The organism is Spongisporangium articulatum (assembly GCF_044465595.1).
Taxonomy (GTDB): domain Bacteria; phylum Actinomycetota; class Actinomycetes; order Actinomycetales; family Kineosporiaceae; genus Spongisporangium; species Spongisporangium articulatum.
Genome location: NZ_JBITLV010000007.1, coordinates 69,106 through 85,315 on the forward strand (window position 1 = coordinate 69,106; position 16,210 = coordinate 85,315).

Genomic DNA, 16,210 nt, shown 5'->3' on the forward strand with positions numbered 1-16,210 from the left:
GCCCTTCACGGCCCCGAACTTCCGCCGTCCCGGGGGTGTCAAAGGGTTTTACCGGACCTCGGTGATCTCCGGGCCGCGGGTGAACGGCTGCAACGGCGCCCGCTCGTCGGTCGGTTCCGGCTCGGGCGCCGACTCGGCGCCGGGCACGGTCAGCGGCAGCAGCTCACGTGGGGCCATCGCCTCGTTGCCCCGGACCACGACGACGCCTCGGACCAGGCTCTCCAGGGGCTGCGCGTCCTCGTGGGAGAAGGCGGCCGGACCGTGGAACACGGCTCGCAGGAACCACCGTGGGCCGTCCACCCCGGCGAACCGGGCGGGCTGCAGCGCGACCTGGCCGTCGGCGCCCTGGGCCGGGACGCGCGCCAGCAGCTCCGGCCCGAAGGGCCCCGGGACCCGGTCGGCCTCGCCGCCCTGGCCGGTGATGCTGGAGGCGATCTCCTCGCTGATCTCCTCCCAGATGCCCAGGGTGCGCGGGGCCGCGAACGCCTGCAGCTGGACGGCGGAGGCGCCGATCTGCGCGGTGGCGGAGATCACCCGGCCCGACTCCTCCTCGACCTCGAGGCGCAGTTCCATGCCGTCCTGCGCGGGCAGCCACAGCGCGCCCAGGTCGACGTACCCCTCGGCGCTGCTCACCTCGGACACGTCCCACGGACCACCGCTGCGGTCCGCGGTACCCGAGGAGTCGGAGGAGTCGGAGGAGTCGGTGGACGCCGGGCCCACCGCCTCCACCGGACCGGTCTCGTCCTCGCCGAGCGGCCGGCGGCGGCCCCCCTGGCCCTCGATCGGGTAGTCGCCCGCCGAGGCGTACGGGCGCACGCCCTGCTGGTCGCCCGCGCCCTCGACCCAGTCCAGGCCTTCGGACCGGGACTCCTCGGGGGCCTTCTCACGCCCGCGCCGGAACCAGCTCATCGTGTCACCTCTGTCGTCGCCATTGTCGTCTCGAAACCACCGGTGCTGCCGAAACCGCCCACCCCACGGACGGATTCGGGAAGCTCGTCGACCACCGCGAACTGCGCCCGGCTCACCGGCTGGACGACCAGCTGCGCGATCCGGTCACCGCGGCGCAGCTGCAACGGCTCGCGGGCGTCGGTGTTCAGCAACGTCACCCGGATCTCGCCGCGGTACCCGGCGTCGACCGTGCCGGGCGCGTTCACCACGGTGAGGCCGGACCGGGCGGCGAGGCCGGAGCGCGGATGCACGAAGGCCGCGTAGCCCTCGGGCAGCGCGATGGCCACGCCGGTCGGGACGGTCTGCCGCTCGCCCGGCGCCAGCCGCACGTCGACCGCCGTGCACAGGTCCGCACCGGCGTCGCCGTCGCGCGCGTAGGCCGGCACCGGAAGGTCCGGGTCGAGCCGTTGCAGCAGCACGTCGACGGTGGTCACGAACAGACAGACTAGCCGCGCACGGCAGCCGCGCAGCCCCCTGCCGTCACGGCGTGGCAGTCTGTGGTCGTGGCTGAGTCGACCGCGGTGTACAGAGAGCGTCTCCTGCCGAGCCCGTGGGCCTGGTCGGTGCTGGCCGGCTTCGGTGCCGCCCTGGGCCTCGTGGTGGGTCCGATCGCCCCCACCCTGGCGATCGTCGTCGCCGTCGTCGGCTGCGTGGCGCTCATCACAGTGGGCTGGTTGCTGGGAACCGTCGTGGAGATCGCCGACGGCCGGTTCCGGGCCGGCCGAGCGAGCATCCCGGTGGAGTTCGTGAGCGCCGTCGAACCGCTCGAGGGCGACGACATGCGCCACGCGGCCGGGCCGGGCCTGGACGCCCGCGCCTACCTGTGCCTGCGCGGCTGGGTGAAGGACGGCGTGCGGGTCCGGATCGACGATCCCGCCGACCCCACGCCGTACTGGTTGGTCTCGACCCGTTCCCCCCGTCGGCTCACCGAGGCCCTCTCATCGGCAGCCCCGGTAAGCCGCCCCACGTCCCCCTAGTACTGCGGAGGCGTGACCGTCAGGCCGCGCACTCCTTGCAGATCAGCTGGCCGCCCTTCTCGGAGGCGAGCTGACTGCGGTGGTGCACCAGGAAGCAGCTGGAACAGGTGAACTCGTCCGCCTGCCGAGGCAGGACCCGGACCGAGAGTTCCTCGTTGGACAGGTCCGCGCCGGGGAGCTCGAAGCCCTCGGCCGCCTCCGTCTCGTCCTCGTCGACCGTGCTCGTCGACTTGTCGACCCGCCGAGCCTTCAGCTCCTCGAGCGAGTCCTCGTTGAGATCGTCGTCAGTCTTGCGCGGCGCGTCGTAATCGGTTGCCATGGGTGGGTCACGCTCCGATGGATTGCAGTGGATCAGCGGTGCAGGGTGCGCCGGCCGGCGCTGGCCGCGGCCCGTACAGGTCGTACGCAGGTCGTACTGAGTGAGCTGTTAACGCAACCCGGGCCTGATTTGTGCCCGCTCGCGCCCGGGGATTGTGCACTACCCGGGACCGTCTCGCGAAACCGCCACTCCGGCGCCCCGAAGGGCCCTGGAAACGCGAGACAAACCGCCTCCGACCTCTCGGTTGCCACGCACCGTTGCATGTTCGCCACGCAGAACGGATCAGGATAGCCGTCTGTTCCACGCCGGGACAGGCGGGAACGACCACGACTCGTCCCATCTGTCACCGGGTGTCGCGGATGCCCGGAGTTCGGACGTAGGGTCCGACTCAGGCGCACGGCCCACTGACCGGGGTCGCCCGCCTGAGGGATCGGAGGGGATCGTGAGTGATTTCAGCACCGAGATCCGGCAGCGCGTGCACGATGCGCGGCTGTCGGTCAGCGAGGCCCTGGCCAGTGGCGACGAGTACCTGGCCCAGGTCCTGCAGTCCGAGTTGGACGGCCTGAGGCGGCTCGCCGCCGAGCACCAGGTCGCGGTCGACTGACTCTCTACCGCTGCGGGTCGGTGTCCGCGTCCAGCTCGGCCAAGAGGCCGGCGAGGGCGGCGGCCACCGGCCCCGGCCCCGCCACCGTCATCTCGGGCCCGGCGGGGGCGCCGCGCAGCCCGGTCACCACCCCGCCCGCCTCCGTCAGCACCAGCGCGGCCGCGGCGATGTCCCACACGTTCACGCCCCGCTCGTAGTAGGCGTCGAGCCGGCCCGTCGCCACCCAGCACAGGTCGAGCGCGGCGCTCCCGGCCCGCCGGATGTCCCGCACGGCCGGGACGACGCCGGTCAGCACCCGCGCCTGGCCCGCCCTCCGGTCGGCCCGGTAGCCGAACCCCGTCGCCACCAGGGCCTGGGCCAGGTCCACGGGCGCCCGGACGGCGAGCGGCTCCCCGTCCAGCGTCGCGCCCTGGCCGCGTCCCGCCGTCCAGCTGAGCCCGCCGACCGGCTGGTGCACGCACGCCGCGACCGGCTGCCACGCCCCCGGCACCCGCGGGTCACCGGTGACGACCGCGACGCTCACGGCGTACTGCGGCTGGCCGTACAGGAAGTTGACGGTGCCGTCGATCGGGTCGAGCACCCAGGTCAGGCCCTCCCCGACCCGGCCGCCGCCCCCGTCGAAGCCGCCCTCCTCCCCCAGCACGGCGTCGTCCGGACGGGCGGCCGCGATCCGCGCGCGCAGCAGGTCCTCCACCGCGCGGTCGGTCGCGGTGACGACGTCCGTCGGGCTCGACTTCGTGTCCGTCACCGCGCGTGGGCCGGTCAGGCTCAGCGTGCCCGCCTCGACGGCGATCTCCTCGGCGAAGCCGCGCAACTGCGCGACCAGCTCGGGCGGGACGGTCACCGCCGGGCTCCGTCGACCTCGGGCGCCACCCAGTCGGCCCCGCACGCCGCGGGCTTCTCGGAGCGCAGGTTGGGGCAGCAGCCCACGGGGCACACGTCGTGCCACGGGCCGAGCCGGCCGAGTGCGACGCGGTCGACGTCCTCGCCCCGTTCGCGGGCCGCGCGCTCCAGCAGCAGGTCCACGAGCCCGGCGTCGAACCGCGCGTCCTCCCCCGCCGTCGCGGCCCGGGCGAACGGCAGCCCGAGCTCGCGGGCCGTCTCCGCCGCCTCCGTGTCGAGGTCGAACACGACCTCCATGTGGTCGCTGACGAACCCGATCGGCACGACGACCACGCCGGGGACTCCGTCCGCGTGCAGGGCCCGCAGGTGGTCGTTCACGTCGGGCTCCAGCCACGGCTGGGACGGCGGGCCCGACCGGGAGCAGTAGGCCAGGTCCCAGCCGGAATGGCTGGTCGCGTCGATGTCGGTCATGACCGTGCCGCACGCGTCGAGGTGGGCGGCCGTGTAGGCATGGCCGTCGGGGCCCGCGGAGTCCTCCATCGCGTCGGGGATGGAGTGGGTGACGAACACGACCCGCGATCCGGCGGGGACGGCGGCGAGACCCGCGCGGACGGCGTCCACCACCGGGCCCTGGAAACCCGGGTGGTCGTAGTAGTGCCGGACCTTGTCGACGCGCAGGGCGCGGCCCTCGGCCGCGAGCGTCACCAGCGCGCCGCCGAGGTCCTCGCGGTACTGCCGGCAGCCGGAGTAGGAGGGGTAGGCGCTCGTCGTCACGACCAGCACCCGGCGGGCGCCCGCGTCGTGCGCGGCGCGCAGTTCGTCGGTGACGTACGGGTCCCAGTTCCGGTTGCCCCAGCGCACCGGCACGGTCGAGCCTGCGGCGGCCAGCCGCGCGCGCAGCCGGGCCAGCAGGTCGCGGTTCTGGTCGTTGATCGGGCTGCGGCCGCCGAAGTGCAGGTAGTGCTCGGCCACCCCCTCGAGCCGTTCGCGCGGGATGCCGCGCCCACGGGTCACGTTCTCCAGGAACGGCATCACGTCGTCCGGCTGCTCGGGCCCGCCGAACGACAGCAGCAGCACTGCGTCATAGGGGGCGAGCGGGTCGGACGGGTCGGCAGGGGCGCTTGTCGGATCGGGCACACCCCGATACTGCCAAGCTTTGTCGAACCGACCGGCACCGGGCGGCGACATGCCCACCGACGTGCTTCGTATGCGTGGAACGAAGTGGCACAGTCGGGATACGCGGGCACCGGAAGGAGCATGAGTAATGGACGACCTCACGCTCGTCGGTGTGCACGACGACGGTGAGCACCTGCTGCTCACCTCGCCCTCGGGCCAGCGGTTCCGGTTGCGCGTCGACGAGGCGGTCCGCGCGGCCGTACGTCGCGACCGCGCCCGGCTCAGCCAGATCCAGGTCGAGACCGAGGGCCGGTTGCGCCCGCGCGAGATCCAAGCCCGGATCCGCGCCGGGGAGAGCGCCGAGTCGGTCGCCGAGTCCGCCAACCTCAGCCTCGAGCACGTGCAGCGCTACGAGGGTCCGGTGCTGGCCGAGCGGGCCTACGTCGCCGATCAGGCCCGCGAGGTGCGGGTGCGGCGTGCGTCGTCCCCGACCCGCAGCCTCGACGAACTGGTCCGCGAGCACCTCGGCCCGCGCGGTGTCGACCTCGACGAGCTGTCGTGGGACGCCTGGCGGGCGGAGGACGGCAGCTGGACGGTCGCCCTGACGTGGCCGGTGCCGTCGGGTGAGCAGACGGCGAAGTGGACGTACACGCCGAACGTCCGGCACGTCGTCCCGCAGGACGACGAGGCGACCAAGCTGGTCGCCGAGGAGGAGGCCGCGCCGTCGGTCCCGCAGCGCCGGCTGGCCCCGGTACGCGACCGGGTCTTCGACGTCGACGCGGTGGCCCGGCAGGAGGAGGCCGCGGTCGACCTCCTCGACACGCTGGCCCAGCGGCGCGGCCGCCGGAACCGGCCGCTGACCGAGGAGGAGGAGATCGGCGGCGCCCCCGACCCGGTGCGCGAGGCGATCGACTCCCTGCTCAGTCGTAGCGATACCCGGACCGAACTGGGCCGGGCCGCCGAGCTGGTCGACGCGCCACCCGCGCAGCGCACCCGCAAGGCCCCGCGCAACGCCCCCGACGTCCCGATCGACGCGCACGAGCACGAGGTCCTGGTGCTGCCCGACGTCGAGGAGCCGGTCGACGAGGGGCACGACGAGCCCGTGGAGCACGAGGAGGTGCCCGCCGGTCGTGGGGGGCGCAACTCCCGCCGCCCGCGCCGGGCGAGCGTCCCGAGCTGGGACGACATCGTCTTCGGCCAGCGCCGCGACTGACGGCTCCGGCACTCGGAGGATTCACCGCTCGGCCAGGGCCCGCACGAGGCGACCCGGTGGCCTACCGACGCAACCCGGGGCTCACCAGCAGCGGCACGTAGACCTCGTCTTCGGTGCGGGCTCCGTGAAAACCCTTCAGCGCCAGGGTTTCCGGGCGCGCCGTGCGCGAGTCGACGACGGCGATCGGGTCGACCGCCGCGGTCACCACGTCGCCGATGCGCGGCAGCACGTGTGGCGACACGGGGCCGAACCACCCGGCGGCCACCGCCTCGGCCTTCGGGAGCACCACCATCGAGGAGCCGAGCCGCGCCCGCCACGTCGCCAGCACGTCGTCCGCCGCGCCGGGTCGGCAGTAGAGGTGCTGGGCGCGGGGTTCGCCGCCGAGGTGCCGGATGCCCGCGGCCAGGTCGGCCTCGACGGCGAGGTCGTAGCGACGGGTGCTGGGCACGTCGACCATGCCGTGGTCGGCGGTGATCACCAGCTGCACGTCGGCGGGCAACCCTTCGGCGAGGCGGCGGGCGTAGGCGTCGATCTCCTCCAGCTCGGTCAGCCAGCGCCACGAGGCAACCCCGGCCTCGTGTCCGGCCTTGTCGACCTCACCCCAGTACACATACACCAGACCGCTTTTCGTGGCCCGCACGGCCTGCAGCCCGGCCGCCACCCGGTCGGCCAGGCTCTGCGCGGCGACGAACCGGCCACCGCGCTGCACGGCCTCGGTCAGCCCGGAGCCGTCGAAGTAGGCCGGCCCGACGCGGGTCACCTGCAGACCCGACGCCTCCAGGTGCTCGAAGACGGTGAGCGACGGCTGCCAGCGCCGCGGTTCGACCGCCGGGTCCCACATCAGCTCGTTGAACACCACGTCCCGCGCCGGGTCGAGCACGTCCAGCCCGACCAGCCCGTGGGCGCCGGGCAGCAGGCCGGTGCCGAGCATGCCGAGGCTGGTCGCCGTGGTGCTCGGGAACCCGGAGCGCAGCCGGCTGGAGCACGGGTCGGCCCGCAGCGACCGGAGGAACGGCGCGTGGCCGGCGTGCGCGGCCAGCGCGAGGTCGCCGAGCCCGTCGACCAGCAGGACGACGACCACCCGGGCGGGTGGGACCGTCACCGACAGCGGTTCGGCAGCGCCCGGGAAGGGCACGCCCAGGGCGGCGGCGGCCGCAGGCAGGACGTCGGCCAGGGAACCCGCCGTCGACGCAGGCGCGCTCATGACCGGACCCGACGCCTCGCGCCTCAGCGGTGCGCCGTCGCGGCGGACAGCTCGCGAGCGAAACGGGCGGCCGCGCGGACCGACGCCTCCCCCTCCGCCTCGGCACTGACCCGCACCGTGATGTCGTCGCTGGCCACCGTGCCGGTGTACCCGTGGTCGGCCTCGCAGTCGGGGTCGGCGCAGGACGCCGGTTCCAGGTCGATGCGGGCCAGCGCGCCCCAGCCGATGGTCAGGCTGAGTTCGCGGGCCGTGTTCCCGGGCGTGTGCCGCTCGGGTTTGGCCACCGAGTGCGACATGACGACGGTCGTCACCTGGTGCAGGGGCACGGCCTCGGTGGACGTCGACGCATACGGCTCGGAGATCGAGGCGTCCGGGTCGTGGTCGTCGGCGTGGGCGACGACCAGCCGGGTCGGGGTGAGCGCCAGGACGGTCAGGTGCCGCCGGACCTCGACCCGGTCGAACGTCGTCTCCGGGTGCACCAGGAAGGCCCGGACCTGCTCCCCCGCGACCGCGACGTCCAGGGCGTCCAGCACGACCGCCGGGTAGAACCCGGCCCGTTCGACGTCACCCGTCAGGTCGGCCGGCAGCCCCGAGCCCTGGCCCGGCCCCCGGTTCAGCGCGTCGGCGCCTCGTTCACGCATGGTCCCATCCTGTCATCCCCGGCAGCTCCCGCCGTCCCGCGTCCGCGCGCAGGGCCGGACGGGCCAGCCGGACGTACGCGTTGAGCACCGCCAGGCCGTTCTCCGAGACCACGACGGGGTTGAGTTCCAGGTCGGCGACCTCGGGCAGCTCGTCGGCCAGCACCGAGATCCGGGCGATCAGGTCCTCCAGGGCCCGGACGTCGACCGGGGTGGCGCCGCGGTGCCCGAACAGTTTGGGCGCCGCCCGCACCGAGCGGACCAGATCGGCCACGTCGACGTCGGTGAGCGGCGGGATCCGGTGGGCCACGTCGCCGAGCAGCTCGCTGGCGTCGCCGCCCAGCCCGAAGGACACGACCGGCCCGAACAGCGGGTCCTCGGCGGTGCGCACGACGCACGCGACGCCGGTGGGAGCCATCGCCTGCACGACCATGGTCGAACCGGCGGTCCCGGCCGAGCGCTGCATCTGGTGCACGTCGGCGCGCAGCTCGTCGTCGTCGGCGATGTCCAGCCGCACGCCACCGAGGTCCACCCGGTGCCGCAGGTGCGGCTCGGTGGTCTTCAGGACGACGGGGTAGCCGATCCGGGTGGCGGCCTCGACGGCCTCCTCCGGGTCGCGCACCACGGTCTCGGGCCAGACCCGGACCCCGAACGCGGCCAGCAGCTGGGTCACCCGTGCCGGGTCGAGGACGCCGTCCCAGCCGGGCACGTCGAGCGACCCGGCCTCGGGGCGGTCCAGGTCGGCCAGCCAGGTGGTGACCAGCTTCCGGGCCGCGTCGAGGTGGATGCCGGCGGGTTCGACCCGGTGGCCCGGGTCACGTTCCCGCCAGGCCGCGTACCGGGTGGCCCGGGCCAGCGCCCGCACGGCCTCCTCGGGGGTCGGGTAGGACGGGACGACGCGCCGCCCCCGGGCCAGCGCCGGCGCGATCCCACGGGTGCCGAGAAAGCAGGCCACGAGCGGGATCTGGGAGCGGCCGGCGACGTCCGAGAGGACCCGCGCGACGTCGTCCGCCTGGGTCGCGATCGGCGGGATGAACGCGGCCACGACGGCGTCGACGTCGGGGTGCGTGAAGGCGGCCTTGAGCGCCTTGCGGAACTCCTCGGGGCCCGCCTGCGGGTGCAGCGCCAGCGGCATGTGCACGACCTCGAGCTGCCAGCTGGCGCAGGCGTCGGCGATCAGCGTGCCGAGCGCGTCGCTGTTGCCGACCACCCCCACCCGCGGCCCGCGCGGCAACGGCTGGTGCAGCAGCAGCTGGGCGACGTCGAGCATCTGCGGGATGGTCGCGACCCGGATGCAGCCCGACTGGCGCAGCATGCTGTCGATCGCCTCGCGCGGGGCGATGCTGGGGCGCACCTCGTGACCGGGCGGCAGCCCGACGCCCGACGACCCGGACTTCACCACGATCACCGGCTTCTGCCGGGCCAGCCGCCGGGCGATCCGGCTGAACTTCCGCGGGTTGCCGAAGCTTTCGAGGTAGAGGCCGACGACGGTGGTGGCCTCGTCCTCCTCCCAGTACTGCATGCAGTCGTTGCCGGACACGTCGGCCCGGTTGCCGGCCGACAGGAACGTCGACAGCCCCAGACCGCGCCGGGACATCGCGTCCAGCACGGCCACACTGAGCCCGCCGGACTGCGAGAACAGGCCCAGGTGGCCGGAATTGAGCATCTCGGGGACGAGCGAGACGTTCAGCCGGACGTCGTCCGCCGCGTTGATCACGCCCCACGAGTTGGGCCCGACGACGCGCATCCCGTTGGCCCGCGCGAGCGCGACGACCTTGCGCTGCCGTTCGGCGCCCTCGGGCCCGGACTCGGCGAACCCGCTCGAGACGACCACCAGGCCGCGCACCCCGGCCCGCGCGCAGTCGCGGACCACGCCGACGACCTCCTCGGCGGGCACGGCCACGACCGCCAGGTCGATGCGCTCCTTCAGGTGCGTGATCCGCCGGACCGCGGGCACGCCCAGCACGCTGTCGGCCTTGCGGTGCACGACGTGCAGGCGGCCCGTGTAGCCGCCCTCCAGGAGGTCGGCCAGCAGCCGGTGCCCGACCGTGCCGGGCGAGCGGCTGGGCCCGATGATGGCGACCGAGGCCGGGGTGAACAGGTGCTGCATGCTGAGCGCCTCGGCCCGGTGCTCGCGCGCCTCCATCACGGCCAGCGACCGCTCGGTCTCCTCGACGGCGAACTCCAGCGAGATCACCCCGTCGTCGAAGTGCGAGCGCACCTCGTACCCGGCGTCGGTGAACACCGAGACCATCTTGCGGTTCTGCGGCAGCACCTCGGCGTGGAAGGTGTGGATGCCGGTCTCGCGGGCCGCCGCGGCCAGGTGCTCCAGCAGGACCGAACCGAGGCCGCGACCCTGGTGCACGTCGGCGATGTTGAACGCGACCTCGGCCACACCCTCGCTCAGCGTGTCGTAGCGGCCGATGCCGGCGATCTTGTCGCCGACCGTGACCACGAACGCGACCCGGTCGTGGTGGTCGACACGGGCGAACCGTTCGGCGTCGCGGTCGGACAGGTGCGGCATCGGCGCGAAGAACCGCATGTAGACCGACTCGCTGGACTGCTCGTCGTGGAACTCCTGCAGGCCCTTCGCGTCCCGCGGGGCGATCGGCCGCAGGTGGGCGGTCGCGCCGTCGCGCAGCACGACGTCGGCCTCCCAGTGCGCCGGGTACGGCGCGCCGGGGTCCACGACCTCGACCTCGGCCTCGTCCTCCGCCTCGTCCACGACCCTCAGCCTAGGACCGACGCCCCCCGCGCGGAGATCACTAGGATCCACTCGACGTCATGGCGACGACCGGGAGGCATCCGTGCGGACCTTCCGGATGGTCACGCTCTGGCGACTGCCCGCCGAACGGACGGCCGTCTGGGAGGCGCTTGCGGACGTGCGCGGCTGGCCGCGCTGGTGGCCGGGCATCGAGGCCGTCGAACTCCTGGAGCCCGGGGACGACGCCGGGCTGGGCCGCACCGCGCGGCTCACCGTCGACAGCGGGCTCGGGTACCGCCTGACCTTCACCGTGCGCGTCACGCAGGTCGACGAGGGACGCGGCCTCACCGCCCGCAGCATCGGCCATCTCGTCGGCACCGGGCACGTCGTGCTGGCCGACACCACGTTCCCGCGTGGCGTCGGGACGGCCGTCACGACGGTGTGGGAGGTGGCGTTGACCCGATGGTGGATGCGGCCGCTGGTCCCGCTCGGGGCACCGGTGTTACGTCGCCGGCACGACGTCGTCATGCGCCGAGGGGAACGGGGGCTGCAGGAGCAGCTGCGTCGACGCTAGCGGGGACTGTCCAGGGCCCGGGGCCACCCGACCGGCCCAGACCGGGTCGGATCTGCCTCAAGTCACCACGGAGATCGTCGACCGGTCGAGGAGGACGCAGCACGAGGGGGGCGGATGTACTACTACGAGGACGGCTCCTACGGGGGCACGGCCTACCACTACGGGTACGAGTTCGGTCAGACGTATCCGGTGGTGCACCTGACCTTGGGTCTCGTGGCGCTGGGCTGCGCGATCTGGGTCGCGTTCGACTCGGTCCAGCTGCGGGCCGAACGGGGTCGGCTGGGCGGTGGGCTGCTCGACCAGGGCCCGATCGCCTGGTCGCTGAGCGTGCTGCTCGTGTGGCTGATCGCCTTCCCCTGTTACCTGCTGACCCGGCCCCGGCTGGTCCGGGCGCAACACCGTGAGCAGTGGGAGCGCTGGCAACGACCCGCCTACGCACCGGTCAACGCCCATGTGCTGCCCCCGCCCTTCCCGTACCCGGTCGCGCTCCAGCACTACCCGCCGCCTCAGGCGCCCTACCCACCGGGCTCGTTCCGGCCGCCGACCTGAACCGTGGTGGGCACCGTGTGACACCGCGCTCGCCAGGTGGGGGCCGTGCCCACCGTGCCCACCGTGCTCACCGCGTGGCACGATCCAGTCGTGGAGTTCTCGGACGCCGTGCGCGCGCGGCGAATGGTGCGCACCTACACCGGTGAGCCCGTCGACGCGGCGACTCTGACCGGCCTGCTGGCCGCCGCGACCCGGGCCCCGAGCGCCGGGAACACGCAGGGCTGGGACTTCCTGGTGCTGCGCGAACCGGACGACCGCGACGCCTTCTGGGCCGCGACCACCGACCCCGACGCCACCCCGGACCGCTGGCTGACCGGGATGCGGACCGCCCCGGTGCTGGTGCTCTGCCTGTCCGACCGCGACCGCTACCTCGACCGGTACGCCGAACCCGACAAGGGCTGGACCGACCGCGACCCCGACCGCTGGCCCGTGCCGTACTGGGACGTCGACGTCGGCATGGCCGCGATGATCCTGCTGCTCGGGGCCGTCGACGCCGGGCTGGCCGCGGCCTTCTTCGGCGTGCCCCCCGACCACGCGGACGCCGTCCACCAGGCCCTCGGCATCCCGCCCGGCCGGCGGATCGTCGGCGTGGTCAGCGTCGGCCACTCCGCACCCGACCGCCGCTCGCCCTCGCTGGCCCGCGGGCGCCGTCCCCTGGCCGAGGTCGTGCACGACGGCCGGTTCGGCGTGCCCTGGGCCTGAACCGCCCCGACGCAAGGGACAATGAGGGCATGGCTCGCCGATCCACGCCCCCGCCGCCGCCGGACTACACCGAGAAGATCGTCGACATCGAGGTCGACCAGGAGATGCAGGGCGCCTTCCTGGAGTACGCCTACTCGGTCATCTACTCGCGTGCTCTGCCCGACGCGCGCGACGGCCTGAAGCCGGTGCAGCGGCGCATCCTCTACACGATGGAGGACATGGGCCTGCGGCCCGACCGGGGGCACGTGAAGTGCGGCCGCATCGTCGGTGACGTGATGGGCAAGCTGCACCCGCACGGCGACGGCGCCATCTACGACGCGCTGGTCCGGCTCGCGCAGTGGTTCACCATGCGGGTGCCGCTGGTCGACGGGCACGGCAACTTCGGCTCGCTGGACGACGGGCCGGCCGCCTACCGCTACACCGAGGCCCGGCTCGCGCGCGCGGCGATGCTGCTGGTCGGCAGCCTCGACGAGGACACCGTCGACTTCGTGCCCAACTACGACAACCAGTTGCAGCAGCCGTCGGTGCTGCCGGCGGCGTTCCCGAACCTGCTGGTCAACGGCAGCTCGGGGATCGCGGTGGGCATGGCCACGAACATGCCGCCGCACAACCTCGTCGAGGTGATCGGCGCGGCCCGGCACCTGCTGACCCACCCGAACGCGACGCTCGACGACCTGATGCGGTTCGTGCCCGGCCCCGACCTGCCCGTCGGTGGGCGCATCGTCGGGCTCGACGGCATCCGGGACGCGTACGCCACCGGTCGCGGCACGTTCCGCACCCGGGCCACCGTCTCGATCGAGCCGATCACCGCGCGCCGCCAGGGCATCGTCGTCACCGAGCTGCCGTACATGGTCGGCCCCGAGAAGGTCAGCGAGAAGGTCAGCGAGCTGGCCCGGGCCGGGAAGATCCAGGGCATCGCCGACGTCGTCGACCTGTCCGACATGGAGAAGGGCCTGCGGCTGGTCATCGAGCTGAAGGGCGGGTTCAACCCCGACGCGGTGCTCGAGCAGCTGTACCGGCTGACCCCCATGGAGGAGTCGTTCGGCATCAACAACGTCGCCCTGGTCGACGGGCAGCCGCGCACGCTGGGGCTCAAGGAGCTGCTCGAGGTCTACATCGAGCACCGCCTCGACGTGGTGCGTCGCCGCTCGGAGTTCCGCCGCAGCAAGCGGCTCGACCGCCTGCACCTGATCGCCGGTCTGCTGATCGCCATCATCGACATCGACGAGGTCATCCAGATCGTGCGCTCCAGCGACGACACGGCGATGGCCCGGGAGCGGCTGATCAGCGTCTTCGACCTGACCGAGATCCAGGCCAACTACATCCTGGAGATGCCGCTGCGCCGGCTGACCAAGTTCTCCCGGATCGAGCTGGAGCAGGAGCGCGACACGCTGCAGCGCGAGGTCGACGAGCTGACCGCGATCCTCGAGGACGAGAAGAAGCTGCGCCGGCTGGTCTCGACCGAGCTGGGCGACGTCGCCAAGGAGTTCGGAACCCCGCGCCGCACCGTGCTTCTCGAGGGCGGCGTCGCGCAGACGGCGGCCCGCTCGGCACCGCTCGAGGTCGCCGACGACCCCTGCTGGGTGCTGCTGTCCTCGACGGGCCGGCTGGCCCGGACGACGTCGCTCGAGCCGGTCGCCGGCCCGGACCCGGCGCACCGGGCGGCGCAGGACGCCGTGGTGGCCTGCGTGCGCTCCAGCGCGCGGGGCGAGGTCGGGGCGATCACCAGCCTGGGCCGGATGGTCCGGCTGCCCGTCCTCGACATGCCCGCGCTGCCGCCCACCACGTCGGCGCCGTCGCTGTCGGGCGGGGCCCCGATCACCGAGTACCTGACGCTGGCCAAGAACGAGCGGGTGGTCGGGCTGGCGGGCATCGCGGGAGGCACCGGCGGCAATGTGCTGGCGCTGGGCACCGCACAGGGTGTGGTGAAGCGGGTCGTGCCCGAGTGGCCGGGCAACAAGGACGAGTGGGAGGTCGTGTCGCTGAAGGACGGCGACTCGGTGGTCGGCGCCGTCGACCTGCCCTCCGACTCCGTCGACCTGGTCTTCGTCACCAGCGACGCGCAGCTGCTGCGGTTCCCGGCCGACGTCGTCCGCCCGCAGGGCCGCGCGGCCGGCGGGATGGCCGGAGTGAACCTGGCCGCGAAGCAGAAGGTCGTGTTCTTCGGCGCCGTCGACCTGTCCGTGAAGGACGGCGAGTGGGGCAGCGCGGTCGTGACCGTCTCCGGGTCGTCGTCGGCCCTGCCGGGCACGCAGGTCGGCCGGGCCAAGGTGACGCCCTTCGCGGAGTACCCGCGCAAGGGCCGCGCGACCGGCGGCGTGCGCTGCCACCGGTTCATGAAGGGCGAGGACGTGCTGCTGCTGGCCTGGGCCGGCGCCGCCCCGCCGGTGGCCTCGACCGAGAAGGGGGAGGCCGTCCCGCTGCCCGAGCCGGACTCGCGCCGCGACGGCTCGGGGCTGCCGCTGCCCCGGGCCGTGGCGGCGATCGCGGGGCCACCGGCCACCCCGACGCTCTCGGCGCCCGACGCCGAACCGGCTGCGCCGCAGGAGTAGTCGCGTGCTGACGGTCTTCCTGGCCGCGCTCGGGGCGCTGCTGCCGATCACGAACCCGCTGGGCGCGGTGGCGGCCTACGCAGGCCTGACCGGGAACCTCGAACCGGCCGAGGTGAAGCGGCAGGCGGTGCGCACCGCCGTCTACGTGGCGGCGATCCTGACCGTGTTCGCGCTGTTCGGCTCGCTGGTGCTGGAGGCGTTCGGGATCGGGCTGCCCGCGTTGCAGATCGCCGGCGGGATCGTCGTTGCGCACTCGGGGTTCGGGATGATCTCGCCCCGCCAGGATTTCACCGACGCCGAACGCGAGCACGCCCGGACCAAGACCGACGTCTCGTTCTCGCCGATGGCCCTGCCGCTGATCGCCGGTCCCGGAGCGATCGGCGTGGTCATCGCCCTGTCGGCCCGCCACGCCCACGCCGACGACCGGGTCGGCATCGTGCTCGCCGTGCTGGCCGTGTCGGTGCTGATCGGCCTGGTGCTCCGGTACGGGACGCCCCTGGTGGACCGGTTGGGCCCGACCGGGATCGGCGCGCTGGTCCGGATCATCGGGTTCCTGATCCTGGCCATAGGGGTGGAACTGATCGTCCACGGTTTGCTGGCCGGCATTCCGGGGCTCGCGTCCTAAGCGGAAGCTTCCCTTCCTAATGAGTGCCTAGCGTTCTCGGCATGACGACTTCCACGCAATCCTCGACCACCCTCACCCGCGAGCGCGAAGACCTCCTGGAGAGCCTGGGCCGGCACCGGTACTTCCTCCGCTTCGCCGTCCAGGGCCTGACCGAGGAGCAGGCCCGGCTGCGGCCCACGGCGAGCGAGTTGTCCCTGGGCGGCCTGATCAAGCACGTCGCGGCCACCGAGAAGCAGTGGGCCGACTTCATCGTCAACGGGGGCAGCGCGATGGGCTTCGACCCCGAGGCGTTCGCCGCCGGCGAGATCTCCGACGAGGCCGTGGCCACCTACGCGAGCGGCTTCGAGCTGGTGGCGGGCGAGACCCTGGCCGGCGCCCTGGCCGAGTACGAGGCCGTCGCGGCGGCCACGGACGACCTGGTCCGCAGCCTCCCCAGCCTCGACGCCGACCACGAGCTGCCCAAGGCGCCGTGGTTCGAGCCCGGCAAGCGCTGGTCGGCCCGGCGGGTGCTGCTGCACATCGTGGCGGAGACCGCCCAGCACGCGGGCCACGCCGACATCCTGCGCGAGTCGATCGACGGCCAGAAGACCATGGGCTGAGCGGCTCGACCCGGGCTGTGGTTACGCGCTGGTACGAACCGGG

General features: G+C 73.5%; 17 protein-coding genes. 9 read left to right on the forward strand and 8 right to left on the reverse strand.

Features of this window, described 5'->3' with window-relative positions; genetic code table 11:
• Positions 1-48: 48 nt before the first annotated feature.
• Together ACIB24_RS19410 and dut are read right to left on the reverse strand one after the other, a co-directional pair.
• On the reverse strand, positions 49-909 hold the full coding sequence (locus ACIB24_RS19410; RefSeq protein ID WP_398283755.1) for a DUF3710 domain-containing protein: 861 nt from the start codon (positions 907-909) through the stop codon (positions 49-51).
• The gene (gene dut / locus ACIB24_RS19415) at positions 906-1,382 is read right to left on the reverse strand and encodes a dUTP diphosphatase (RefSeq protein WP_398283757.1); all 477 of its coding nucleotides are present in this window, start codon (positions 1,380-1,382) and stop codon (positions 906-908) included. The genes ACIB24_RS19410 and dut overlap by 4 nt, the downstream gene beginning before the upstream one ends.
• Positions 1,383-1,451: 69 nt before the next feature.
• Between dut and ACIB24_RS19420 the strand changes: the two genes are divergently transcribed.
• Entirely contained in the window at positions 1,452-1,925 is a 474-nt protein-coding gene (locus tag ACIB24_RS19420) for a DUF3093 domain-containing protein (protein WP_398283759.1), read from the forward strand.
• Between the two features lie 19 nt (positions 1,926-1,944).
• Here ACIB24_RS19420 and ACIB24_RS19425 read toward each other — a convergent pair whose 3' ends face one another.
• Positions 1,945-2,244 carry a DUF4193 domain-containing protein gene (locus ACIB24_RS19425; RefSeq protein ID WP_398283760.1) on the reverse strand — a complete coding sequence of 100 codons (300 nt, stop codon included), beginning with the start codon at positions 2,242-2,244 and terminating at the stop codon, positions 1,945-1,947.
• A 442-nt stretch (positions 2,245-2,686) separates the two neighbouring features.
• Here ACIB24_RS19425 and ACIB24_RS19430 point away from each other — a divergent pair, with 442 nt between their 5' ends.
• Positions 2,687-2,848 (forward strand): hypothetical protein, encoded by a 162-nt coding sequence (locus tag ACIB24_RS19430; RefSeq protein WP_398283762.1) that lies wholly within the window; start codon positions 2,687-2,689, stop codon positions 2,846-2,848.
• Positions 2,849-2,852: 4 nt separating this feature from the next.
• Here the strand turns inward: ACIB24_RS19430 and ACIB24_RS19435 are convergent, their stop codons facing one another.
• Together ACIB24_RS19435 and ACIB24_RS19440 are read right to left on the reverse strand one after the other, a co-directional pair.
• Positions 2,853-3,692, reverse strand: a complete 840-nt coding sequence (locus ACIB24_RS19435) for an inositol monophosphatase family protein (protein WP_398283764.1) — start codon at positions 3,690-3,692, stop codon at positions 2,853-2,855.
• The gene (locus tag ACIB24_RS19440; protein ID WP_398283766.1) at positions 3,689-4,828 is read right to left on the reverse strand and encodes a ferrochelatase; all 1,140 of its coding nucleotides are present in this window, start codon (positions 4,826-4,828) and stop codon (positions 3,689-3,691) included. Before ACIB24_RS19440 ends, ACIB24_RS19435 begins: the two co-directional genes overlap by 4 nt.
• A 127-nt stretch (positions 4,829-4,955) precedes the next feature.
• Between ACIB24_RS19440 and sepH the strand changes: the two genes are divergently transcribed.
• Positions 4,956-6,020, forward strand: coding sequence for a septation protein SepH (sepH, locus tag ACIB24_RS19445; protein WP_398283768.1), 1,065 nt, complete (start codon positions 4,956-4,958; stop codon positions 6,018-6,020).
• Between the two features lie 61 nt (positions 6,021-6,081).
• On the opposite strand, the gene ACIB24_RS19450 is transcribed toward sepH, so the two are convergent.
• From ACIB24_RS19450 to ACIB24_RS19460, 3 genes are read right to left on the reverse strand one after another with little or no spacing between them, the layout of a single operon-like run.
• Positions 6,082-7,224 (reverse strand): alkaline phosphatase family protein, encoded by a 1,143-nt coding sequence (locus ACIB24_RS19450; protein WP_398283770.1) that lies wholly within the window; start codon positions 7,222-7,224, stop codon positions 6,082-6,084.
• A 23-nt stretch (positions 7,225-7,247) separates the two neighbouring features.
• On the reverse strand, positions 7,248-7,865 hold the full coding sequence (locus tag ACIB24_RS19455; protein WP_398283772.1) for a DUF5998 family protein: 618 nt from the start codon (positions 7,863-7,865) through the stop codon (positions 7,248-7,250).
• Positions 7,858-10,587, reverse strand: a complete 2,730-nt coding sequence (locus tag ACIB24_RS19460) for a bifunctional acetate--CoA ligase family protein/GNAT family N-acetyltransferase (RefSeq protein WP_398283774.1) — start codon at positions 10,585-10,587, stop codon at positions 7,858-7,860. Before ACIB24_RS19460 ends, ACIB24_RS19455 begins: the two co-directional genes overlap by 8 nt.
• Positions 10,588-10,669: 82 nt before the next feature.
• Between ACIB24_RS19460 and ACIB24_RS19465 the strand changes: the two genes are divergently transcribed.
• From ACIB24_RS19465 to ACIB24_RS19490, 6 genes are all read left to right on the forward strand, one after another.
• Positions 10,670-11,140 carry an SRPBCC family protein gene (locus tag ACIB24_RS19465; RefSeq protein ID WP_398283776.1) on the forward strand — a complete coding sequence of 157 codons (471 nt, stop codon included), beginning with the start codon at positions 10,670-10,672 and terminating at the stop codon, positions 11,138-11,140.
• Positions 11,141-11,254: 114 nt separating this feature from the next.
• A complete protein-coding gene (locus ACIB24_RS19470) occupies positions 11,255-11,689 on the forward strand; it encodes a hypothetical protein (RefSeq protein ID WP_398283778.1) in 435 nt (144 codons plus the stop codon).
• Positions 11,690-11,779: 90 nt separating this feature from the next.
• On the forward strand, positions 11,780-12,391 hold the full coding sequence (locus tag ACIB24_RS19475; protein WP_398284122.1) for a nitroreductase family protein: 612 nt from the start codon (positions 11,780-11,782) through the stop codon (positions 12,389-12,391).
• Between the two features lie 29 nt (positions 12,392-12,420).
• The gene (locus ACIB24_RS19480; protein WP_398283780.1) at positions 12,421-14,943 is read left to right on the forward strand and encodes a DNA topoisomerase (ATP-hydrolyzing) subunit A; all 2,523 of its coding nucleotides are present in this window, start codon (positions 12,421-12,423) and stop codon (positions 14,941-14,943) included.
• Positions 14,944-14,947: 4 nt separating this feature from the next.
• Positions 14,948-15,568: a MarC family protein gene (locus ACIB24_RS19485; protein ID WP_398283782.1), complete on the forward strand. Its 621-nt coding sequence runs from the start codon at positions 14,948-14,950 to the stop codon at positions 15,566-15,568.
• A gap of 41 nt (positions 15,569-15,609) precedes the next feature.
• Positions 15,610-16,167 carry a DinB family protein gene (locus tag ACIB24_RS19490; protein WP_398283784.1) on the forward strand — a complete coding sequence of 186 codons (558 nt, stop codon included), beginning with the start codon at positions 15,610-15,612 and terminating at the stop codon, positions 16,165-16,167.
• Positions 16,168-16,210: the final 43 nt, after the last annotated feature.

Coding starts and splice junctions, on each gene's coding strand:
- ACIB24_RS19410 (WP_398283755.1), bottom strand. CDS start 909: ATGAGCTGGTTCCGGCGCGGGCGTGAGAAGGCCCCCGAGGAGTCCCGG.
- ACIB24_RS19425 (WP_398283760.1), bottom strand. CDS start 2,244: ATGGCAACCGATTACGACGCGCCGCGCAAGACTGACGACGATCTCAAC.
- sepH (WP_398283768.1), top strand. CDS start 4,956: ATGGACGACCTCACGCTCGTCGGTGTGCACGACGACGGTGAGCACCTG.
- ACIB24_RS19450 (WP_398283770.1), bottom strand. CDS start 7,224: ATGAGCGCGCCTGCGTCGACGGCGGGTTCCCTGGCCGACGTCCTGCCT.
- ACIB24_RS19455 (WP_398283772.1), bottom strand. CDS start 7,865: ATGCGTGAACGAGGCGCCGACGCGCTGAACCGGGGGCCGGGCCAGGGC.
- ACIB24_RS19470 (WP_398283778.1), top strand. CDS start 11,255: ATGTACTACTACGAGGACGGCTCCTACGGGGGCACGGCCTACCACTAC.
- ACIB24_RS19480 (WP_398283780.1), top strand. CDS start 12,421: ATGGCTCGCCGATCCACGCCCCCGCCGCCGCCGGACTACACCGAGAAG.
- ACIB24_RS19490 (WP_398283784.1), top strand. CDS start 15,610: ATGACGACTTCCACGCAATCCTCGACCACCCTCACCCGCGAGCGCGAA.